The organism is Sphingobium jiangsuense, from assembly GCF_014196495.1.
Classification (GTDB): Bacteria; Pseudomonadota; Alphaproteobacteria; order Sphingomonadales; family Sphingomonadaceae; genus Sphingobium; species Sphingobium jiangsuense.
Map to the genome: position 1 here is coordinate 142,299 of NZ_JACIDT010000003.1, position 21,564 is coordinate 163,862.

At 70.0% G+C, this 21,564-nt stretch carries 21 protein-coding genes; 11 read left to right on the forward strand and 10 right to left on the reverse strand.

The annotated features are described in order from the left end of the window. Positions 1-26 precede the first annotated feature (26 nt). From GGR43_RS05535 to GGR43_RS05575, 9 genes are all read left to right on the forward strand, one after another. Positions 27-1,802, forward strand: a complete 1,776-nt coding sequence (locus GGR43_RS05535) for a tetratricopeptide repeat protein (protein WP_223177305.1) — start codon at positions 27-29, stop codon at positions 1,800-1,802. A gap of 17 nt (positions 1,803-1,819) precedes the next feature. Next, the gene (locus GGR43_RS05540) at positions 1,820-2,656 is read left to right on the forward strand and encodes a 4-(cytidine 5'-diphospho)-2-C-methyl-D-erythritol kinase (RefSeq protein ID WP_188071185.1); all 837 of its coding nucleotides are present in this window, start codon (positions 1,820-1,822) and stop codon (positions 2,654-2,656) included. After that, positions 2,653-3,369 (forward strand): N-formylglutamate amidohydrolase, encoded by a 717-nt coding sequence (locus tag GGR43_RS05545; protein WP_188070964.1) that lies wholly within the window; start codon positions 2,653-2,655, stop codon positions 3,367-3,369. The genes GGR43_RS05540 and GGR43_RS05545 overlap by 4 nt, the downstream gene beginning before the upstream one ends. Positions 3,370-3,412: 43 nt before the next feature. Then, complete coding sequence (locus GGR43_RS05550; protein ID WP_188070965.1) at positions 3,413-3,838, forward strand: hypothetical protein; 426 nt, start codon at positions 3,413-3,415, stop codon at positions 3,836-3,838. Next, positions 3,838-5,235 (forward strand): NAD(P)H-hydrate dehydratase, encoded by a 1,398-nt coding sequence (locus GGR43_RS05555; RefSeq protein ID WP_188070966.1) that lies wholly within the window; start codon positions 3,838-3,840, stop codon positions 5,233-5,235. Before GGR43_RS05550 ends, GGR43_RS05555 begins: the two co-directional genes overlap by 1 nt. Next, the gene (locus tag GGR43_RS05560) at positions 5,232-6,446 is read left to right on the forward strand and encodes a class I SAM-dependent RNA methyltransferase (RefSeq protein ID WP_188070967.1); all 1,215 of its coding nucleotides are present in this window, start codon (positions 5,232-5,234) and stop codon (positions 6,444-6,446) included. Before GGR43_RS05555 ends, GGR43_RS05560 begins: the two co-directional genes overlap by 4 nt. A 36-nt stretch (positions 6,447-6,482) precedes the next feature. Then, positions 6,483-6,848 (forward strand): phosphoribosyl-AMP cyclohydrolase, encoded by a 366-nt coding sequence (hisI, locus tag GGR43_RS05565; RefSeq protein WP_188070968.1) that lies wholly within the window; start codon positions 6,483-6,485, stop codon positions 6,846-6,848. A 1-nt stretch (position 6,849) separates the two neighbouring features. Continuing rightward, positions 6,850-7,422 (forward strand): hypothetical protein, encoded by a 573-nt coding sequence (locus GGR43_RS05570; RefSeq protein WP_188070969.1) that lies wholly within the window; start codon positions 6,850-6,852, stop codon positions 7,420-7,422. A 113-nt stretch (positions 7,423-7,535) separates the two neighbouring features. Further along, positions 7,536-7,955: a MerR family transcriptional regulator gene (locus GGR43_RS05575; RefSeq protein WP_188070970.1), complete on the forward strand. Its 420-nt coding sequence runs from the start codon at positions 7,536-7,538 to the stop codon at positions 7,953-7,955. 11 nt (positions 7,956-7,966) lie between these two features. Here the strand turns inward: GGR43_RS05575 and GGR43_RS05580 are convergent, their stop codons facing one another. The 4 genes from GGR43_RS05580 to GGR43_RS05595 form a co-directional block, all read right to left on the reverse strand. Then, positions 7,967-9,250, reverse strand: a complete 1,284-nt coding sequence (locus GGR43_RS05580) for a cell wall hydrolase (protein ID WP_188070971.1) — start codon at positions 9,248-9,250, stop codon at positions 7,967-7,969. Between the two features lie 15 nt (positions 9,251-9,265). Beyond that, a complete protein-coding gene (gene cysK / locus GGR43_RS05585; protein WP_188070972.1) occupies positions 9,266-10,195 on the reverse strand; it encodes a cysteine synthase A in 930 nt (309 codons plus the stop codon). Next, positions 10,192-11,520: an MFS transporter gene (locus tag GGR43_RS05590; RefSeq protein WP_188070973.1), complete on the reverse strand. Its 1,329-nt coding sequence runs from the start codon at positions 11,518-11,520 to the stop codon at positions 10,192-10,194. The genes cysK and GGR43_RS05590 overlap by 4 nt, the downstream gene beginning before the upstream one ends. 79 nt (positions 11,521-11,599) lie before the next feature. After that, entirely contained in the window at positions 11,600-13,885 is a 2,286-nt protein-coding gene (locus tag GGR43_RS05595; protein ID WP_188070974.1) for an ATP-dependent helicase, read from the reverse strand. Positions 13,886-14,020: 135 nt separating this feature from the next. Between GGR43_RS05595 and GGR43_RS05600 the strand changes: the two genes are divergently transcribed. Continuing rightward, entirely contained in the window at positions 14,021-14,401 is a 381-nt protein-coding gene (locus GGR43_RS05600; protein ID WP_188070975.1) for a Fe-S oxidoreductase, read from the forward strand. Positions 14,402-14,407: 6 nt separating this feature from the next. Here GGR43_RS05600 and rsmD read toward each other — a convergent pair whose 3' ends face one another. Next, positions 14,408-14,956 carry a 16S rRNA (guanine(966)-N(2))-methyltransferase RsmD gene (rsmD, locus tag GGR43_RS05605; protein WP_188070976.1) on the reverse strand — a complete coding sequence of 183 codons (549 nt, stop codon included), beginning with the start codon at positions 14,954-14,956 and terminating at the stop codon, positions 14,408-14,410. Next, on the reverse strand, positions 14,956-16,077 hold the full coding sequence (locus GGR43_RS05610) for a pseudouridine synthase (protein ID WP_188070977.1): 1,122 nt from the start codon (positions 16,075-16,077) through the stop codon (positions 14,956-14,958). Before GGR43_RS05610 ends, rsmD begins: the two co-directional genes overlap by 1 nt. A gap of 112 nt (positions 16,078-16,189) precedes the next feature. Here GGR43_RS05610 and GGR43_RS05615 point away from each other — a divergent pair, with 112 nt between their 5' ends. Then, positions 16,190-17,899, forward strand: coding sequence for an AmpG family muropeptide MFS transporter (locus GGR43_RS05615; RefSeq protein ID WP_246343359.1), 1,710 nt, complete (start codon positions 16,190-16,192; stop codon positions 17,897-17,899). Positions 17,900-17,909: 10 nt separating this feature from the next. Here the strand turns inward: GGR43_RS05615 and GGR43_RS05620 are convergent, their stop codons facing one another. From GGR43_RS05620 to trpA, 4 genes are all read right to left on the reverse strand, one after another. After that, entirely contained in the window at positions 17,910-18,359 is a 450-nt protein-coding gene (locus GGR43_RS05620) for a DUF6628 family protein (protein ID WP_246343360.1), read from the reverse strand. Between the two features lie 160 nt (positions 18,360-18,519). Further along, positions 18,520-19,848 (reverse strand): bifunctional folylpolyglutamate synthase/dihydrofolate synthase, encoded by a 1,329-nt coding sequence (locus GGR43_RS05625; protein WP_188070978.1) that lies wholly within the window; start codon positions 19,846-19,848, stop codon positions 18,520-18,522. A gap of 39 nt (positions 19,849-19,887) precedes the next feature. Beyond that, complete coding sequence (accD, locus tag GGR43_RS05630) at positions 19,888-20,742, reverse strand: acetyl-CoA carboxylase, carboxyltransferase subunit beta (RefSeq protein WP_188070979.1); 855 nt, start codon at positions 20,740-20,742, stop codon at positions 19,888-19,890. Further along, on the reverse strand, positions 20,739-21,563 hold the full coding sequence (gene trpA / locus GGR43_RS05635; RefSeq protein WP_188070980.1) for a tryptophan synthase subunit alpha: 825 nt from the start codon (positions 21,561-21,563) through the stop codon (positions 20,739-20,741). The genes accD and trpA overlap by 4 nt, the downstream gene beginning before the upstream one ends. Position 21,564: the final 1 nt, after the last annotated feature.

Below are 21,564 nucleotides of genomic sequence, written 5' to 3' on the forward strand. Positions count from 1 at the left end.
CTCGCGCGCCCGGCGCGGTGATGGACATGGCGGCCTGTCTCGCCCTGCTCTGGGGTGCGTTCATGCTGCCTGCCCCGGCGTTCGCGCAGGAAGGGCAAGCCGCCCCGGATGCGGACATCCGGTCCGAAACGGGGATCGACGCCGGTTCCGACACTGGCGCCGATGGGGCGAACGATGCGGATGGCGCAGATGGCGAGGAAGGCCCGATCCTGCGCCTCCATCCCTATGCGCAGGCGCGGCTGGCCGAGATCGACCGGGCGATGCCACGGGCGGTCGCCGCCTACCGCGAGGCGTTGGCCGCCGATCCCGGCAGCGTGGACGTCGCGCGGCGCGGCTATCGCCAGGCGGTGCTGGCGGGGGACCGGCCGCTCGCGCTGGCGGCGGCGCGGCTCCTCGACGCGGCGGAGCAATTGTCGCGCGACGGGTCGGTGCTGCTGCTGGCCGATGCGCTCGACCGGCGCCAATGGAACGAGGCCGCCGCGCGGATCGACCGGCTGGAGACGGAGGGCAATCTCGCCTTTCTCGCGCCGTTCATGCGGGGCTGGCTGTCGCTGGCGCAAAAGCGCTACAGCCCGCCGGAGCCGGTGCCCGACGATGCGTCGGCCGCGTTCGGCAACCGCTACCGGGCGGAGCAGCTGCTGTTGCTGGCCCTGGCGCGCGGCGACAGGGACGGGCTGGATCAGGCCTATGCCGATGCCGCCGACGGCATCGAGGACATGGGCGCAGAAGAACAGGCGATGATCGCCGCCCGGCTGGTGAAGCTGGGCCGTCGCGACCTTGCCGAAAGGCTGCTGGCCGAAGGCGAGGCGACATGGGCCGGACCCGATGCCGCCGCCGCGCTGAAGCGCGTGGGCAAGCTGTACCGCAAGCGCGCCTTCACCCCCCAATATGCGCTGGGCGTGCTGCTGACCCGGCTGGTGGACGATCTGCGCGGGCAGGGCGAGGGGATTGCGACGCTCAGCATCGCGCGCATGGCCGGTTTCGCCGACCCGCAGAGCGACGATGTGCGCGTGACCGTCGCCCGCGCCGCGCTGATGGCCGATTATCCGCAGATCGCCGAAGCCGAGGCGGCGAAGGTGGCGCCGTCCTCCCCGGCCTGGTTCGACGCCGAGGCGATGCGGCTGCGCGCGCTGGTCGCGCAGGATCGCGAGGCCGAGGCGGTCGCGCGGGCGCAGCAACTCGTCGCGCAGAATGAGGGCAATGCGCGCGGCTGGCGTTTGCTGGGCGACCTGATGGCCCAGCGGGACGATTTTGCAGGCGCGGCGCAGGCCTATGGCAGGGCGCGCGACGCGTTGGGCGGACGGGAGGATGCCTCGCTGCTGCTGCAACTGGGCGGCGCGCTGGAACAGGCGGGGCAATGGGCGGAGGCGCGGCCGCTGCTGGAACGGGTGGTCGAGCTGGCGCCCGACAGCGCGGTGGCGCTCAACCATCTGGGCTATGCGCTGGCGGACCGGGGCGAGGACCTGCCGCGCGCGATCGAGCTGCTGGAAAAGGCGAACCGCATCCGTCCGCGCGAACCGGCCTATATCGACAGCCTCGGCTGGGCCTATTTCCGCGCGGGCAGGCATGCCAGGGCGCTGCCGCTGCTGCAGAATGCGGTCGAGATGGAGCCGGGCAACCCGGAACTCAACGAGCATCTGGGCGACGTGCTGTGGGCGATGGGGCGGCGGTTCGAGGCGCGCTACGCCTGGCAGGCGGCGCTGGTCGGGCTGGACGAGGACGATCAGCGGACACCGCGCATGCGCGCGCGCCTGACCGACAAGCTCGACGGAAAGGGACCGGACGCCGCCGCCCGGCCGTGACCGCGCCCGCCGAGATCATGACGACCCAAACCGCCACCGAAACCGCTTTTGCGAAGATCAATCTGGCGCTGCATGTCCGCTCCCGCCGGGCGGACGGCTATCATCTGATCGAAAGCCTGTTCGCCTTCGTCGACGATGGCGACCGGGTGGAGGCCGCGCCCGCATCGGAGCTGAGCCTGCGCCTGACCGGCCCGTTCGCGGGGGAACTGGATGGGGGCGGGGACAATCTGGTGCTGCGCGCCGCCCGCGCGATGCAGGCGCATTTCGGCGTCGGCAAGGGCGCGGCGATCCTGCTCGACAAGCGCCTGCCGGTGGCGGCGGGGCTGGGCGGCGGATCGGCCGATGCCGCCGCCGCCGCGCGGGCGCTCAATCGGCTGTGGTGTCTGGACGCGGACGAGGCGGCGCTGACCGCCGCGATCGGTGCGCTGGGCGCGGACGTGCCTGCCTGCCTCACCTCGCGCACGCTGATCGGGCGCGGCATTGGCGACGAGATGGCGCCCCATGCCGGTGCCGCCGCGCTGACGGGGCGGCCGGTGCTGCTGGTCAACCCGCGCATCGCGTGCCCGACGGGGCCGGTCTACCGTCAGTGGGACGGCGTCGATCGCGGGCCGCTGGGCGAGGACGCGGCGAACTGGCGCAACGACCTGGAACCGGGCGCGCTTGCCCTCGTCCCGCCGATCGCGGCGGTGCTGGAGGCGCTGCGGGGCATGGCGGGGGCGGAGATGGTCCGCATGTCCGGGTCGGGGGCGACCTGCTTCGCGCTGTTCGGCGATGCGGCCGCGCGCGACGGCGCGGAGCGGGCGATCGCCCGCGCCCATCCCGGCTGGTGGGCGATGACGGGGGCGCTGCGATGAGCGAGGCCTTCACCCTGCTGTCGCGCGGCACGGCGCCGATCCTGATCGTCGCGGATCATGCGTCCGCCCATGTGCCCGCCGATATCGACCTCGGCATCGACCGGGCGTTGCTGGGCACGCATATCGCGATCGACATCGGCGTGGCGGAGGTCGCGGCGCTGCTGGTCGAGCGGCTGTCGTGCAGCGCGATACTGGGCGGGGTGTCGCGGCTCGTCATCGACCTCAACCGGGAAGAGGATGCGCGCGGGCTGATCCCCCATCACAGCGACGGCCATGTGATCGCGGGCAATGAGAATGCCGACCGGCAGGCCCGCATCGACCGCTTCTACCACCCCTATCATGACGCGCTGACGCAGCATCTTTCGGCGATGGGCCGCCCGTTCCTCCTGTCGCTGCACAGCTTCACGCCGCATCTCAAAAGCGCGCCGGAGCAGCAGCGGCCGTGGGAGATCGGCGTGCTCTACAATGAGGACGACCGCGCCGCCCGCCTCGCCATCCCGATGCTGGAGGAGGCGGGGCTGGTCGTCGGCGACCAGCAGCCCTATTCGGGCCGGCTATTGAACGCGACGATGAACCGCCATGCCGAGGGCGGCGGGCACCCCTATCTCGGTATAGAGCTGCGTCAGGACATAGCGGGCACGGCGGAGGGGCAGCAACGCTTCGCCGATATCCTCGCACCGGTGCTGGAACGGTGCCGGGCGCTGCTTGCGTGAGGATTGCGGGCGGGGTAGAGCCGACGCAGCAGCGGAAGGCGGAATGATGACGCACCACAGGCCTTTTTCGGGTTTCGCCCTGACGATCGTCGCGTCGCTGGCGCTGGCCGCCTGCGGCGGCGACGGCGCGGGCGGGACCGGCGGCGGCGGGCAGGAACAGGCCCCGGCCAAGGTGCTGGAAAAGCGCGACGACCTTATCACCCTGCCTTGCGGCCTGCATGGGAAGGATGTGCTGTCGGGCAAATGCTGGCTTGAATGGCTGCCCGCCAAGGCCGGGGAAGAGCGTCCTTTCCTGATCCATCAGGCCGATGGCGGTTTCCGCCGCTTCGCTATTTCGGCGGACGGCAACCGGGTGGATATCGCCGACGGCGCCGAGCCTTTCGTGGTGACCGAGCAGACGAGCGACATGCTGACCTTCCGCGTCGGCCGCGACGCCTATCGCCTGTCCATAGCGACGCTGAAACGGTGATGAGCGGCGGCGCGATCCTGACCGCGGCGGAGATGCGCGCGGCGGAACAGGCGCTGTTCGCGACCGGCATCCCCGAATATGACGTGATGGTCCGCGCCGGGCGGGCGGTGGCGGAGATGGTGTGGCGCGTCGGCGCGAAGCGCGATGTGCTGGTGCTGTGCGGGCCGGGCAATAATGGCGGCGACGGCTATGTGATCGCCCGCCGCCTGCGCGAGCATGGCGTGCCGGTGCGGGTGGCGGCGATGGCGGACCCGGCGACGGAGAGCGCGAAGCGGGCGCGGGACGATTGGGGCGGGCCGGTCGAGGACATCATGGCCTGCGCGCCTGCCCATCAGCTGGTCGATGCGCTGTTCGGCACCGGCCTGACGCGGGAGCTGGACGCGTCGCTTGCCGGGCGGCTGTGCGATCTCGCGAAACAGGCGAACCATGTCTATGCGGTGGACCTGCCGAGCGGCATCGCCACCGATGACGGCGCGATCCTGTCGCCGGTGCCGCATTATCATCTCTGCCTGTCGCTCGGCGCGTGGAAAAGGGCGCATATGCTGCGCCCGGCGGCCTTGTGCTGGGATCAGATGGCCTGCCTCGATATCGGCCTCGATATCGGCATGGCGACGCCCGGCGCGGCGGTCCGTCGCCTCGAAAAACCGCGCCTGTCGGCCCCGGCGGACGACGCGCATAAATACAGGCGCGGGCTGGTCGCCGTGGTCGCGGGCGCTATGGCGGGGGCGGCGGCGCTCTCGGCCGAGGCGGCGGCGCGGGCGGGCGCGGGCTATGTGCGGCTGGTCGGCGCGCAGGCGATCGTCGATGCGCCCCATGCGATCGTCCGCGTCTCTTCCCGCGACGAGGACGCGCTCACCGATCCGCGCATCGCCGCGCTGCTGGTCGGGCCGGGGCTGGGCCGGACGGAGGCGGCGGCGCAGAAGCTGCGCGCCGCGCTGGAAGCCGGGCAGGCGATGGCGGTCGACGCCGACGCGCTCTGGCATCTGGGCGAGGGAGCATGGCCCGCATTGCCGCCGCGCGCGATCCTGACGCCGCATGAGGGCGAGTTCGTCCGCCTCTTCCCCGATCTGGCCGAAGGCACGCCCATCGACCGGGCGCTGGCCGCCGCCGCGCGCTCCGGCGCGGTCGTTGTGCTGAAAGGCCCGGTCAGCGTGATCGCCGCGCCTGATGGCCGCGCCGCCATCGCCGACCGCGCGCCGAGCTGGCTTTCGACCGCCGGGACCGGCGACGTGCTGGCCGGGCTGTGCGCGGGGCGGCTGGCGGTGACGGGCGATCCGTTCGGCGCCGCTTGCGAGGCCGTCTGGCTGCACGGCGAGGCCGCGCGCCGCGCCGGTCCCGCCTTTATCGCCGATGATCTGTTGCATGGGATCGGATCGGCGATAAAGGCCTGTCTATGACAGATATCTCCACAGCAGACGGGCCGACCATCATCCGCATCGCCGCCAAGGGCGACGGCGTCACCGCCGATGGCCGCCATGTGCCGATGAGCGCGCCCGGCGACCGGCTGCGCATCGATGGCGGCCTCGATTTCGGGCCGCATCATGCCGACCCGCCCTGCCGCCATTATCCGCTGTGCGGCGGTTGCCAGCTCCAGCATCTCGACGATGAAAGCTATGCCGCCTATGTGCGCGACCGCGTCGCCGGGGCGCTGGTGGGGCAGGGGGTGGAGGCCGGCGTCGTGCTGCCCGCCATCGTCTCGCCGCCGCGTTCCCGCCGCCGGGCGGCGCTGCGCGCGGGGCGGTTCGGGCGCAAGGTGGCGCTCGGCTTTTCCAGCGAGAACAGCCACCGCATCGTCGACCTCAGCATGTGCGAGACGCTGGATCCGGCGCTGTTCGCGCTGCTGGCGCCGCTGCGCACGCTGCTCGCGCCGATGCTGGGCGACCGGCGCGCGGTGCAGGCGAAGATGACGCTGGCCGATCAGGGCGTCGACCTGCTGATCGAGGGCGTGGAGGCCGATGGGCTGGAACTGGCCGAGGCGCTGACCGGCTTCGCGCAGCGGCACGGCCTCGCCCGGCTGTCCGTCGATGACGGCTATGGGCCGCAGACCCGCTACGAACCGGAGCCGGTGACGATCAGCTTCGGCGGCATCGCGGTCGCCAGCCCGCCCTATGCGTTCCTTCAGGCGACAAAGGACGGCGAGCGCGCGCTGGCCGAGGCGGTGCGCCCGGCGCTGGCCGATGCGGCGGTGTGGGCGGACCTGTTCTGCGGCATGGGCACTTTCGCGCTGACGCTGGGCGAGGGCAAGCGCGTCTATGCGGCGGAAGCGGCGCGCGGCCTCGTCCTTTCGCTCAAGGCCGCTGCCAACCGCGCGCAGCGGCAGGTCGCCGCCGACCATCGCGACCTGTTCCGCCGCCCGCTGACGGTGGAGGAACTGAACCGCTTCGACGCGATATTGCTCGACCCGCCGCGCGCGGGCGCGCGCGAGCAGGCGGCGCAGCTCGCCGCCTCGCAGGTGCCCGCCATCGCCTATATCTCGTGCAATCCGGGCAGCTTCGCGCGCGACGCGAAGATGCTGGCCGAGGGCGGCTATCGCCTCGACAGCGTACAGCCGGTGGGCCAGTTCCGCTGGTCCACCCATGTCGAACTGGCGGCGATTTTCCGGCGGTAACTTGTCCCTTTCGCCCATCCATCCTAAGAGAAACCCATGTCCGACGAACGCGAAACCGGCCTCGCCCTCGATCCGAAATATGACGCCAACGGCCTCATCACCGCAGTGGTGACCGATGCCGACAGCGGCGAGGTGCTGATGCTCGCCCATATGAATGCGCAGGCGCTGGCGATGACGCGGGAAAGCGGCTTCGCCCATTTCTGGTCGCGCAGCCGGGGCAGGCTGTGGAAGAAGGGCGAAAGCTCCAGCCATGTGCTCGCCGTGCAGGAAATGCGGATCGATTGCGATCAGGACGCCTTGTGGGTGATCGCGCGCCCGGCCGGCCCCGCCTGCCATACCGGCGAGCGCAGCTGCTTCTACCGCCGCGTCGGCGCGGACGGGCTGGAACGGATCGCGGATTGAGATGCGGCGCGCGCTGCTCCTCCTGCTCGCCGGGCTGCTGACGGCCTGCGGGCCGCAGGGGCAGGGCGAGGGCGATCGCACGCCCCCGGCCGCGCGGCAAGGGGCGGCCCCGGCCCCGGCGACGGGTGTCAATCCGCTGGAGCGGGCGGCGCTCGCGGCAGGCGTGGTCGCCGACGGTCAGGAGCTTTCGCCGGTCGGCCTCTACCGCCAGCGTCATGAGGCCGGGCGCGACAGCCTGTGCATCCTCCCGCCGCCCAAGGGAAAGGAGGGCGAGCCGATGCGCTTCGGGCTGGAGGCGAGCTTCGGCGAGAATATCGAATGCCACGGGCAGGGCGATGCCAAGCCCTCCGGCGACAAGCTGATCCTGAACTTCTCCCGCTCCGCCTGCCTGATCGTTGCGCGCTATGAGGGCGACCGCATCCTGCTGCCCGGCACGCTCGACAGCGCCTGCCGCAAGCTCTGCTCGGAGCGCGGATCGCTGGAGGGCGTGTCCTTCCCGCGCGTGTCGCGGGAGGCATCGGTCGCGGCGGCGGCCGAGGCGCGCGGCGGCGGGGCGCTCTGCCCGGCGGCATGAAATCGACGCGGCGCGTGGGCTTTCCAGATGGTCCTGTTTCCGCATTCTGCGAGCCGTCGGCTGTTCCAGCCGCCTTCAGAATGCTCTAGCTAGAGGCCATGGATCAGAATGGCATGGACCTTGGGCGAGTCGATCTGCCGGGCGGCAATCGGCAGGACGCCTACAGCATTTCGGAGCTGGCGGCCGAATTCGGCGTGACGCCTCGGGCGCTGCGCTTTTACGAGGATGAAGGGCTGCTCTCGCCCCGGCGCAAGGGCGCGGCGCGCCTCTACAGCCTGCGCGACCGGGCGCGGCTGGCGTGGATCTTGCGGGCCAAGCGCGTCGGGTTCAGCCTGACGGACATTCGCGAGATGATCGACCTCTACGACCTGGACGACGGGCGGGTCACCCAGCGGGAGGTGACGCTGCGCAAATGCCGCGAGCGGGTCGCGCTGCTGGAGCGGCAGCGCGCCGATATCGACGGCGCGATCGAGGAACTGGTGGGCTTTATCGGGCTGGTCGAGGCGACGATGAAGCTGGAACGGCCCGGCTGACCCATTCTGCCTCAGCGGACGGAGGCGTCATCGAGGCTGCGGCTCAGTTGCCCGACGGGAATACGCTCGCGCATGCAGTTGCGGGGGTTGGCCTGCGGCATCAGGTCGCAATTCCACAACAGCCGTTGCAGCCCGCTTTCCGCATCGTGGATATAGCTGAACAGCATCGACGCCAGCGTCGTCCGGGGCACCGGGAAGGCGCGGGGCGGCGAGGCCCCGGCGCGCCAGCCCATCACCCGGCAGCGGGCGCGACCGGCGCAGAAGGTGCGCGCGGCCGCCGGATAGTCGCTATCGGCCATCCGGTCGGGCAGTTCGACGATGAACGCGTCCTGCGCGGGCGAGGCGGCGATCAGGCGCACCGGGGCGGTGGCAGATGCTGTATCCTGCGCGGCGAAGAGCGGGCGGATAGTGGCGAGGGTGCGGGCATCCTCGGCCAGCATGCGGGGCGGCGGGGGATCGGAGGATGATGGCGCGACGCCGCCGCCGCCCGCATGGGCGGGGGACAGCGCGGCGATCAGGGCGATGCCCGGCTCCCGCGTTTCCACGCGGCGCAGGAACGCGCCGGGCGTGCCCCACCAGCCGGGCCAGCGGAAGAAGAGATGGCTGTGCACCTCGGTGATCTTTTCCAGGCTCGCGCTCCAATAGGGGACCACCCAGTCGGTGTGATAATGGGTGGCGTGGCCGACGCGCGGCTCCACCTCGCCCGACAGCATGCGCGCGGCCAGCCGCCGGGCATCGGCCCATGCGGCGGGCGAGGGCGTGCGCGCCAGCGCGCCGTCGCAGGTAAAGGTGAACTGGCAGCCGGTGATCCGCTCCGCCCCCTGAAAGACGACCGCGCAGACGCTTTTGGGAAAGGCCGGGTGGCGCAGCCGGTTGAGCACCACCTGCGCGACCGCGCGCTGGCCTGCCGGGTCGTTGCCCGCCTCATAATATTGCGCAGCGGCGAGGCAGTCGATCGCGCGCTCCCGGTCCAAAGGCGCGCCCTGAAAGAAGAACGGGCGGGCCGCCGGATTGGGGGCGGTCGAAAAGGGAATTTTCGCGTTGATCGCACGCGCGGTGTCTGGCGGTACATCGCGGACGATCGCAGGCTCTACCGGCGGCGGCAGCGGCGCGGATGGGACGCCTGCGACTGGCGCGCTCGCCTCTACCGGCTGACCGGGCGCAAGGCCCTGCGCGAACCAGCTTCCCAGCAGCGGGAGGAGGAGCAGGCACAAGGCCGCCAGCACCTCCATCGGCCGGACGGCGGGCCGGGTCGGGCCGCCTGTCCCGGTTCCGTCCTGACCGCCGCCGCTCACGCTGTTTTCCTTTGCCTATTCGGGGAGGAAGTCGGGGACGGAGAGATAGCGTTCGCCGGTGTCGTAGTTGAAGCCGAGGACGCGGGAGCCGGGATCGAGGTCGGGAAGCTTCTGGGCGATGGCGGCGAGGGTGGCGCCTGAGGAGATGCCGACCAGCATGCCTTCGAGACGGGCGGCCTTGCGGGCGAACTCCTTGGCGTCGGCGGGATCGACCTGGATCACGCCATCGAGCAGCCGGGTGTCGAGATTGGCGGGGATGAAGCCCGCGCCGATGCCCTGGATGGGATGGGGACCGGGCGCGCCGCCGCTGATCACCGGAGAGAGGGTGGGCTCGACCGCATAGGCCTTGAGATGCGGCCAGCGCTGCTTGAGCACGCCGGCGACGCCGGTGAGGTGTCCCCCGGTGCCCACGCCGGTGATCAGCACGTCGATCGGATCATTGGCGAAATCGGCGAGGATCTCCTGCGCGGTGGCGCGCACATGCACCTCGACATTGGCCGGGTTCTCGAACTGCTGCGGCATCCAGGCGCCCGGCGTCTGCTCGACCAGTTCGAGCGCGCGCTCGATCGCGCCCTTCATGCCGCGCTCCCTGGGCGTCAGATCGAAGCTGGCGCCATAGGCGAGCATCAGCCGCCGCCGCTCGACCGACATGCTCTCGGGCATCACCAGCACCAGCCGGTAGCCCTTGACCGCCGCCACCATCGCCAGGCCGATGCCGGTATTGCCCGAGGTCGGCTCGATGATCGTGCCGCCCGGCCGGAGCGCGCCCGATATCTCTGCCGCCTCGATCATCGACAGCGCGATCCGGTCCTTGATCGATCCGCCCGGATTGCTCCGCTCCGACTTGATCCACACCTCGCTGCCCGCAGGCAAATCCCCGTAAAGGCGGTTCAAGCGGATATGCGGCGTGTTGCCGACGGTTTCGAGGATAGTTGCTGCCTTCATCGCTCTTTCTCCTGTCCGGTCGCGGGGCCATCGTCCACCACGGCATCGAAGCGTCTGGCCCTGCCGATTTCGGGGAAAAGTTTCGCCCAGATCGCGACGGTCACTATAGCACCCAGCCCGCCCGCAACAACCGCGCTGACGGGGCCGATCAACGCGGCGAGGAAGCCGGATTCGGCTTCGCCCAGCTCGTTGGAGGCGGAAATGGCGATGAGCGAGAAGCTGGCGACGCGGCCGCGCATCTCGTCGGGCGTGTAGATCTGGATCAGCGTCTGGCGCACGAAGACTGAGAACATGTCGGCCACGCCGCAGGTGAACAGCGCGCCCATCGCCACCCAGCGGGCGATGCCGGACGGCATGAAGGCGGTAAGGCCGAACACCACCGTCGCCGCGCCGAAAAAGGCGACGCCGATCAGCATCTTGTTGCCGACATTATGCTCGGGCGGGCGCAGGCCGAAGATCAGCGCGGTGAAGGCCGCGCCGATGCCGGGCGCGGCGGCCAGTTCGCCCAGCCCCTGCGCGCCGACATGGAAGATGTCGCGCGCATAGACGGGCAGCAGCGCGGTCGACCCGGCGAGCAGCACCGCCATCAGGTCCAGCGTGATCGCGCCCAGCACCAGCCGGTTGCCGCGCACATAGGCGATGCCTTCCAGTATCTGGCGCAACGGGCGGCGGTCGACCGACGCCGCTTCGGACGGCGGCTGCGGCGGGATCAGGGTCATGGCGGCGGTGCCGATCGCGAACAGCGTCGCGGCCAGCAGATAGGGGCCGGCGGCGAACGCGGCGAAGATATAGCCGCCCAGCGCCGGGCCGATGATCATGCCGAACTGCCAGATCATCGAACTGAAGGCGAGCGCGCGCGGCATCGCCTCCATCGGCACGAGGCGCGGCACCATCGACCCGAAGGCCGGGCCGCTGAAGCAGCGCGCGACGCCGAGCAGCGCGGCGACCCCGAACAGCAGCGGCAGCGAGATATTCTCCTCCCATGTCGCCCAGGCGAGGATGGCCGCGCTCAGCAATTGCAGCAGCACCGCGAGGATGACGATGCGCCGCCGGTCATAATGGTCGGCGATCCAGCCGGTGGCGGGCGAGAGCAGGAAGACCGGGACGAACTGGGCAAGGCCGATGAAGCCGAGCTGCGCGGCGGCGGCGTGGGTGCCCATGGTCAGCCGCGCGGTCGAATAGGTCTGCCAGCCGATGACGATCATCATCGAAAACTGGCCCAGCGTCGTGAACAGCCGCGCCAATATATAATATCGGAAATCGCGATAGCGGAGCGGATGGGCGGACGCCGCCGGGGCAGGGGACGATGCGGAAACGCTGGTCATGCGGCCCCTTTGCACCCGCGATCGGGCGGCATCAACCGACTTGTTGCGGGCAGTGCCTGAAAAAGGCTCGTTTTCCGCGTCATGCGGGCGTCACGAAACTGTCTATCACCCGCTTGCGCCCCGATTGCTCGAAATCGATCTCCAGCTTGTTGCCGTCGATGGTGGCGATGGTGCCGTAGCCGAATTTCTGGTGGAAGACGCGCTGGCCGAGGCCGATGTCGTCGCGCGGCCTGGCCGCCATCGATATCGCCGGGCTGTAGGCCTCCTTCGGCGAGGCGACGGCCATGCTGCCGATGCCGCTGGTCCGCTGGGCGCGCTGCCATCCGGGGCCGCGCCCGGAGCCGCGCTCGACATTGCGGAACGGGTCGGGCTGGTCGGCCCAGTTGGCGCGCCACAGGCTCGCGCCGCCACCGACATTGCTCTCCTCCTCGATATGCTCCTCCGGCAGCTCGCCGATGAAGCGGGACGGGATGGAGCTGGTCCATTGCCCGTAGATGCGGCGGTTGGCGGCGTGAAGGATGGTGCAATGATGCCGCGCGCGGGTGATCGCGACATAGGCGAGGCGGCGTTCCTCCTCCAGCGCGGAAAGCCCGCCTTCGTCGAGCGCGCGCTGCGAGGGGAACACGCCTTCCTCCCAGCCGGGCAGGAACACCCGGTTGAACTCCAGCCCCTTGGCGGCGTGGATGGTCATGATCGTGACCTTGCGGTCGTCCTCCGCCGCGTCATTGTCCATGACGAGGCTGACATGCTCCAGAAACGCGCCGAGGGTTTCATAATCCTCCATCGCGCGCGCCAGTTCGTTGAGGTTCTCCAGCCGCCCGCTCGCCTCGGCGGTGCGCTCGGCCTGCAACATCGCGGTATAGCCGCTTTCGTCGAGCAGGATGCGGGCCAGTTCGGCATGGGGCAGCTGGCTCGCCATGTCGCGCCAGCGGGCGATGTTGGCGATGAAATTGGCGAGCGCGCGCCGGGCCTGCGGCGTCAGCTCGTCGGTGTCGAGGATATGCGCGGCAGCGGCGAGCAGCGGCACCCCCTCGGCGCGGGCGAGGCGGTGGATCTTCTCGACCGCCTTGTCGCCCAGACCGCGCTTGGGCACGTTGACGATGCGCTCGAACGCCAGATCGTCCGCCGGTTGCGCGACCAGCCGCAGATAGGCGAGCGCGTCGCGAATCTCCGCCCGCTCGTAGAAGCGGAAGCCGCCGACGATGCGATAGGGCAGGCCGATCTGGATGAAGCGGTCCTCGAATTCGCGAGTCTGGAACTGCGCGCGCACGAGGATGGCGAAATCGTCGAACGCCTCGCCCGCGCGGTGCAGCCCCTCTATCGTGTCGCTGACGGTGCGGGCTTCCTCCGGCCCGTCCCACACGCCGACGACGCGGACTTTCTCGCCCGCGTCCATCTCGGTCCACAAGGTCTTGCCGAGCCGTTGCGAATTGCCCTCGATCACGCCCGACGCCGCGCCGAGGATATGCGGGGTGGAGCGGTAATTCTGTTCGAGGCGGACGATCTTCGCGCCGGGGAAATCCCGCTCGAACCGCAGGATATTGGCGACCTCCGCGCCGCGCCACGAATAGATGGACTGATCGTCGTCGCCCACGCAGCAGATATTCTTGCGCGTCTGCGCCAGCAGCCGCAGCCAGAGATACTGGCTGGAGTTGGTGTCCTGATATTCGTCCACCATGATGTAGCGGAAGCGGCGCTGGTACAGCTCCAGCACTTCCCGGTCCTTGCGGAGCAGCGTCAGCGGGTGGAGCAGCAGGTCGCCGAAATCGCAGGCGTTCAATGCGAGCAGCCGTGCCTGATAGGCGGCGTACATCTTCTGCCCGGCGCCATTGGCATAGGGTTCCGCCTCGCCCGCGTCGATCTCCGCCGGGGTCAGGCCCCGGTTCTTCCACTGGTCGATCAGGCCCGCCAGCTGCCGCGCGGGCCAGCGCTTCTCGTCTATCCCCTCGGCCTGGATCAGCTGTTTCAGCAGCCGCAACTGGTCGTCGGTGTCGAGGATGGTGAAATTGCTCTGCAACCCCACCAGCTCGGCATGGCGGCGCAGCATCTTCGCGCCGATGGAATGGAAGGTGCCGAGCCACGGCATCCCCTCCACCGCCTCGCCAATCAGGCGGCCGACGCGCTCCTTCATCTCGCGCGCGGCCTTGTTGGTGAAGGTGACGGCGAGAATCTCCGACGGCCAAGCGCGCCGCGTCGCGATGAGATGGGCGAGGCGCGCGGTCAGCGCCGCCGTCTTGCCGGTGCCTGCCCCGGCAAGCACCAGCAGCGGGCCTTCGGTCGTCAGCACCGCCTTGCGCTGCGGCTCGTTCAGCCCGGCGAGATAGGGCGGTTCGGGATCGGGGGCGGGCGCAACGGGAAGAGTCATGCCGAACATTTAGGGAACAGGAAGAGGCGGGGCAAGGGCGGATTCGGCGCGGGGGGAACCTATCGGGCTATGATGCGCTGAACCCCCTGTTCCCAAATCACTTCAAAAGCGGGGAAAGAAAAGAGGAGAGAAGCAGTGAAGATCAAGATGCTGATGGGCGCCTTTGCGCTTTGCCTCGGCTCCGCCGCCGTCGCCCAGCCGCCGCAACAGACCCCGAACCCGATGCAGCAACCGCCCGATCCGGCGCAGCAGCCGCCCGACCCCAATGCGAATGTTCCGACCGGCACCGTGACCATGCCGCCCAACGCCCAGCCCGCCGACCCCGCCGTGCCGCGCGATCCGGCGGCCACGCCCGGTTCCCCGGCCAATCCGGTGACGGTCGGCGGCAATGTGACGCCGCCCCCGCCGCCGCAGGCCGATTATCCCGTTTGCAAGGGCGATGTGCAGGACCGCTGCGTCAACCCCGGCGAAGGTCCGAAGGCCGCTAAGAAAGCGACTCGCAAGCGCGCGCGTTGACGCGCCTCAGGCAGGGGCAGCAGGGCGCAGGATGTGCAGCCGGGCCTTGCCGATGTCGCGCACCGCTTCCACCTCGAAGCCCTTGACCGCCACGTCCTCGCGCCGGTCGGTTTCGATGCTGATCCAGCTGGCGGGGCCGATCCAGCCCTGCCGGTTCAGCTTGTCCAGCGCCACCGCGCCCGCGCCAGTGCCATAGGGCGGGTCCATCAGGATGAGGTCGAGCGGGCGCGGCGCGCTGCCCAGCGTCAGCACCGAGGTCGCGCGGATATCCGGGCGGTCGAGGCCGAGCTTCGCCGCATTGGCGCGCAGGGCGTCGAGCGCGGCGCGATCCTGCTCGACGAACAGGCAGTTCGCCGCGCCGCGCGACAGCGCCTCCAGCCCCAGCGCGCCGGACCCGGCGAACAGGTCCGCCACGGCCAGCCCCTCCAGATCGCCGATGCGGCTCGTCAGCATCGAGAACAGCGTCTCGCGCGTGCGGTCCGCCGTGGGGCGGGTGGTATCGCCCTTCGGCGCGACCAGCGGGCGGCCGCGCCATTTCCCGGCGATGATCCGCATCAGCCGCGTTCCTTCAACTGATGCAGGAAGCGGTCGAGGTCGCCGCGCTTGATCTCCACCAGATCGCCCGGCGCCGAATCGGCGAGATCGAACGGACCGTAGCGGACGCGGATCAGCCGGTTGACCGTCAGCCCCAGATGTTCGAGCACGCGGCGGACCTCGCGATTCTTCCCCTCGGTCAGCGTCATCTCGATCCACTGGTTGCGCCCGGTGCGCCGTTCCAGATTGGCGTCGATCCGGCCATAGCGGATGCCGTCCACCTCTATGCCCTCGATCAGCTCCTCCAGCTGCGCCTGGCTGATGTCGCCGAAGGCGCGGGCGCGATAGGTGCGCTCCACCCCGCTGGAGGGCAGCTCCAGCCTGCGTTTCAGCCCGCCGTCATTGGTGAGGAGCAACAGGCCCTCGGTGGTCATGTCGAGCCGCCCGACCGGCATCAGGCGCGGCAGGCCCGCGGGCAGGCGGTCGTAGATGGTCGGGCGACCCGCCGGGTCGCGCTCGGTCGTCAGGCAGCCGGACGGCTTGTGGAACAGGAACAGGCGCGCGGCCTCCGCGTCCGCCACCGGCTGGCCGTCGACGCTGACGCCGCGCAGGCTGGTGAGCAGCGTCGCGGGCGTTTCGACCGGCACGCCGTCGAGGGCGATGCGCCCCTCCGCGATCATCCGCTCGATCTCCCGTCGCGAGGCGACGCCCGCACGCGCCAGCAGCTTGGCGATGCGCTGCGGCTCGCTGGCCGCCTTGATGCGATGGACCGGCGCGGGATCGGGCGAGCGCGGGGCGCGGACAGGGCGGGGCGTGGCTGGACCGGGCTGGCCGCCGGGCCGGGTCCGGGCCTGCGCGCGCGCGGGCGCTTCAGGTCGGGCAGTGCGATTTTTGCTGCGGGCGGGCGCGGCAGCCGGAGCCTTGCCGTCCCGGCGCGACGCGGCGGCCTTGGTCCCAGCGGCGGCGGGGCGACCGCTGCCGCTCTTGCGCGCGGGCTTGTTCTCAGGGGCGACGCCCCAGCTTTCCGCCACGCGCCGCGCCTGCTCGGACGGCGAGGGGCGGGAGGTGGCGCGACCCTGCTCCGCCTTTTTGGGGCGCGGCGTGCGGCCGGGGGAAGAAGGGGGCTTGCGGGGCGGTCTCATGCCCGTCCCATGCCCGACTCCGCGCCTGATCGCAACCGGGGCTGGCGGGCGTCCCGATTTTCGCTACAAGCGCAAGGATGTCGCAGGACGGTTTCAGTTCAGGGGAACGGGTTTGACGGAAGGAAGCAGCGCAGCGCGGCGGGGCATCGGCGGCGGTCTGGCGCGCTTCGGACGGTCGATACGCCAGCCCAAGACCGCCTATATGGTGCTGTTCGGCTTTTCCTCCGGCCTGCCCTATGCGTTGCTGCTCGGCACGCTCTATGCGTGGCTTTCCGACGCGCAGGTGGACCTTGAAACCATGGGCGTTTTCTCGCTCATCGGCCTCACCTATGCGTTCAAATTCCTCTGGTCGCCGCTGATCGACCGCATTTCCCTGCCGGTGCTGAAGCGGCTCGGCCGCCGCAAGCAATGGATCGTGCTGGCGCAGCTGCTGCTGGGCGGGATCATGCTGATCCTCTCGACGCTCGACCCGCGCGGGGCGATCGGCCTGTTCTCGCTGCTCGCCGGGATCGGCGCCTTCGCGTCGGCGACTCAGGACGTGGTGATCGACGCGTGGCGCGTCGACGTCGCCGACGAGACGGCGACGGTCGAGATATTGTCGACCGTCTATCAGCTGGGCTATCGCGCCGCCGTGCTGGTCGGCGGCGCGCTGGCGCTGTTCCTGGCCGACGGCTTCGGCTGGCCGCCGGTCTATGCGCTGATGGGCGCGATCCTCGTCGGGCTGGGCGTCGTCAGCCTGTTCGCGCCGGAAAATCCGCGCGCCGAGGCGATGACCGAAAGCGTCGAGCAATTGCGCGAGCCGGGTGAGCTGCGCCCGAAGATCCGCGCGATCGCGCTGGGCGTTGTCGGCCTGTTGTGGCTGTGGGCGCTGGGCGACGTGGTGCGCTTCATGATCCTGTCGCTGGGGTCGGACCCGGCGGCGCGGCCCGACTCGGTCGAGTTCGTCAGCGTGCAGGGGCCGATCATCGTCATCGCCACGGTCGTCATCCCGTCGATCATCGCGGCGGTGCTGGCGTGGATGCAGCGCAACGGCCGGGGCACGCTGGACACCGCCGTGGCGCGCAGCCATTGGGCCGACGCCGCGCTCGACCATGGCTATCGCGCGCTCATCCTGCCGCTGACCGACATCATGGGCCGGCTGGGCTGGGCGGCGATCCTCGTGCTGACGCTGGTGCTGTCCTACCGCATCACCGACACCATCTGGGGCACCTTCGCCTATCCCTTCTATCTGGGCGAGCTGGCCTATACGAAGAGCGAGGTCGCGGTCGCGTCGAAATTCTTCGGCGTCGGCGCGCTGATGCTCGGCGTGACGCTGGGCGGCGTGCTGTTCGCGACGATCGGGCGGATGGCGACGATGACCATCGGCGCGCTGACCGCCGCGCTCACCAACCTGCTCTATGCGGACCTGTCGCTGGGCGGCGCGGGGATGAGCGCGGTGTCGCGCTATACCGGCTTCAGCTGGCTGGTCGAGCATCTGGGCGGGGACGAGCGGCTCGCCCGGCTGATGGTCGCGATCGGGGGCGAGAATATCGCGGGCGGCATCGCCGGGGCGGCGCTGGTCGCCTATCTCTCGTCGATCACGTCCAAGGGCTATAGCGCGGTGCAATATGCGCTGCTGTCGTCGCTGACCTTCCTCGTCGGCACGCTGGGGCGCGGCGCGCTCGGCCAGATGATCGAGACGGACGGCTATTATCCGGTGTTCCTGTTCACCACCGCGCTGGGCGGCATCGCGGTGGTGCTGTGCCTGCTCGAATGGGCGCGCACCGTGCGGGCCGGGCGGGCGGCAGCGCCGTCCCCGGCGGTCGGGGCGGCAGCGGAGTGAGCCTCGCCGTTCAGCGCACGGGCGCGCCCAGATCCTCGAAGCAGGACGCCACTGCCTGAAAGCAGGTCGCCGCGCCCAGCGCATTGTCCACCGACAGCAGCGCGCAGGCATCGTCATGGCAGCGGTCGATCTGCCATTCCGGGCGGCCCAGCGCGCGCAGCATGGTGGCCTCGTCGCGGGTCAGGCGATTGCTGCACGGCGGGGCGAGCTGGATGCGCCGTTCGGATATGCGCGCCATCTCCAGCATCAGCGCGCGGATGAGGATGAGCGGGCGGCGGTAATTGCGGCCGAACCAGCCCATCATCACCGACGCGGCGCGGGCGTCGTTGGCGCCGCCGATCGCCATCAGCCGCGCCGTCTTCAGGAACAGGAGGCGCGGCCCGTCCGTGCGGGCCGGGCAGGACAGGCGCAGGTCGGCGGCGCGGGAATCGGCGAGCGGGGTGGGAAAAGGCGCGGTCATGCTGTGCTCCCTTGCGTGGAACAGCCATGCTACACAAATGATAATGATTTGCAATAATCATGAAGCCCGTTCCGACTGGATTGAATCGGATCGGCTCTATTATCCTTTGTTTTCCATGTCTTACGATCCGCCAGATGCAGCCGTTAGACTTGAAAAGGCTCTAGTCGGGATATTGCTCATTGGCGCGCAACACCTGCCCGGCAAGATAGAGGGAGCCGCCGATCAGCAGAGGTTCCGCACCCTTTCCGGTCCCGATCGCGGCGGCCGCCTCGGCCAGATCGTCATGGGCGCGATGGGCGATGCCCCAGCGCGCGGCCAGCGCGGCGAAGGCGTCCACCGGGTGGCAGGCATGGCCGGGGATGGGCAGGCTGTGGATCATGCCGATATGATCGCGCAGCGGCTCCAGAAAGCCCTCCATCTCCTTGTTGGCGAGCATCCCGATCAGCAGCACCAGCTTTTCGCCGGGCGCAAGGCTGGCGGCGAAATGGCGGGCGATGACCTCGCCCGCCGCCGGATTATGGCCGCCGTCGAGCCAGATCGTCCGCCCCGGCGCATGGGCGTTGAGGCGATCGACCAGCGGTCCCTTGTCCAGCCGTTGCAGCCGCGCGGGCCATGTCGCCCAGAGCGGCGCGGCCTTGATCGCGGCCTCGCCGACCTCCAGCCTGTTCTGGTGGCGCAGCATCGCGATGGCGAGCGCGGCGTTCATCGGCTGGTGGGGGCCGGGCAGGCGCGGCAGCGGGGTTTCGATCCGCCCCTTGCCGTCGCGATAATGCAGCCTGTCGCGATAGACGGCGGCGTCCCACGCGGTCTTCATCGGGTGCCAGCGCGCGCCCGCGTCGGCCGCCTTCGCGGCGATGACGGCGGCGACATGCGGCTCATAATCCATGGTGACGAGCGGCACGCCCGGCTTGGCGATGCCGGCCTTCTCCGCCGCGATCTGCGTGATGCCCTCGCCCAGGAACGCCTGATGGTCCATGCCCAGCTGGGCGATGCCGCAGACGAGGGGGGTGCGGATCACATTGGTCGCGTCCAGCCTGCCGCCCAGCCCGACCTCGATGATGCAGGCGTCGGCCGGATGCTCGGCAAAGGCGAGGAAGGCGGCGGCGGTCGTCACCTCGAAGAAACTGGCGCCGACATCCCCGGCGACGTCCAGCACGCGGGAGAGATAGCGGGCGAGGTCGGCATCGCCGATCAGCGCGCCGCCCAGCCGGATGCGCTCGTTGAAGCGCACCAGATGGGGCGAGGTGAACATGTGGACGCTGCGCCCCTCCGCCTCCAGCGCGGCGCGCAGGAAGGCGCAGGTCGATCCCTTGCCGTTGGTGCCCGCGACATGGAACACCGGCGGCAGCGCCAGATGCGGGTCGCCGAGGCGCTCCATCAGGCGGCTGATCCGATCCAGCCCCAATATGTCCGCGCCGGGCGACAGCGCGTCGAGCCGGTCGAGCTGGGTCTGAACGTCGGGGTCGTCGGAAACCGCGTGATCGGCCATCGGCTATGGGTCCGGCTGTCGGAAGGAAAGGGGGCGGGGTCAGGCCGCCTTGCGGGGCATCAGATAGGCGGTGATCTGGGCCAGCCGCTGCTTCATGTCCTTGCGGTCCACCACCATGTCGAGCATCCCGTGCGCCAGCAGATATTCGGCGCGCTGGAACCCTTCGGGCAGCTTCTCGCGGATCGTGTTCTCGATCACGCGCTGGCCCGCGAAGCCGATCAGCGCATTGGGCTCGGCGATCTGGATATCGCCCAGCATCGCATAGCTCGCCGTCACGCCGCCGGTGGTGGGGTCGGTCAGCACGACGATATAGGGCAGGCCCGCGTCATGCAGCTGGCGGATGGCGACGGTGGCGCGCGGCATCTGCATCAGCGAGAGTATGCCTTCCTGCATGCGCGCGCCGCCTGCCGCGGTAAAGATGATATAGGGGCAATTGCGCGCGATCGCTTCCTCGATGCCCTGCACGAAGGCCGCGCCGACCGCCACGCCCATCGACCCGCCCATATAGGCGAAATTCTGCACGCCGATTACCACCGGCGCGCCCTCGATCGTGCCGCTGGCGTTGATCAGCGCGTCCTGATCGCCGGTGGCGGCGCGGGCGGCGCGGATGCGGTCGGCATATTTCTTGGTGTCGCGGAACTTGAGCGGGTCTTCCTTCACCTGCGGCACGGGCAGCAGGCTGGCGCTGCCCTCGTCCAATATCTGCGCGAACCGCTCGGCCGGGCCGATGCGGCCATGATGGTTGCATTTCGGGCAGACGGAGAGATTCTCCTCCCATTCGCGGGTGAAGATCATCTGGCCGCAGCCGGAGCATTTGTGCCACAGATTGTCGGGGCTCTGCTCCTTCTTCGCGATGAAGGGAATGGCCTTGCGGACCCGGTTGATCCAGCTCATCGGGCGAGTTCCTTCTGTTCCAGCGCCGCGCGGAGCGAGGCGACATAATCCTTCACATGGGGTGGGGCGTCCGCGCCATACCGGCCGATCAGGTCGACGATGGCCGATCCGACGACCACCCCGTCGGCAACCTTGCCGATGGCGGCGGCCTGTTCCGGCGTGCGCACGCCGAAGCCGACCGCGATCGGCAGGTCGGTGCCGGATTTGAGATGCGCGACGGCGGCCTCGATGCTGGCCTGCGCCGCCTGCTGCTTGCCGGTGATGCCCGCGACCGAGACATAATAGAGAAAGCCGCCGCTGCCCTGCAGCACGGCCGGCAGGCGCGCCGCGTCGGTGGTCGGCGTGGCGAGGCGGATGAAGTGCACGCCCGCCGCGCGCAGCGCCGGGCCGAGCTCGTCATCCTCCTCGGTCGGAATGTCGACGCAGATCACGCCGTCGACGCCCGCCGCCTTGATCGCCTGCGCGAACCAGTCCGCCCCGCGCCGGATCATCGGATTGGCATAGCCCATCAGGATCAGCGGCACGTCGGGGTGGCGTGTGCGAAACGCGGTCGCGATGGCGAGGATATCGGTGGTTTTCGTCCCCGCGCTCAGCGCGCGCAGGTTCGCCGCCTGAATGGCCGGGCCGTCCGCCATCGGATCGGTGAACGGCATGCCCAGTTCGATCAGGTCCGCGCCCCCTTCGACCAGCGCGTCGAGGACCGCGCCGGTATGGGCCGGGGTCGGGTCGCCGCCGGTGATGAAGATGGAGAGCGCAGCGCGCCCCTGCGCGCGGGCCCTGGCGAAGGCGGATGCGGTGCGGTCGTCTTTATGGGCGGTCATG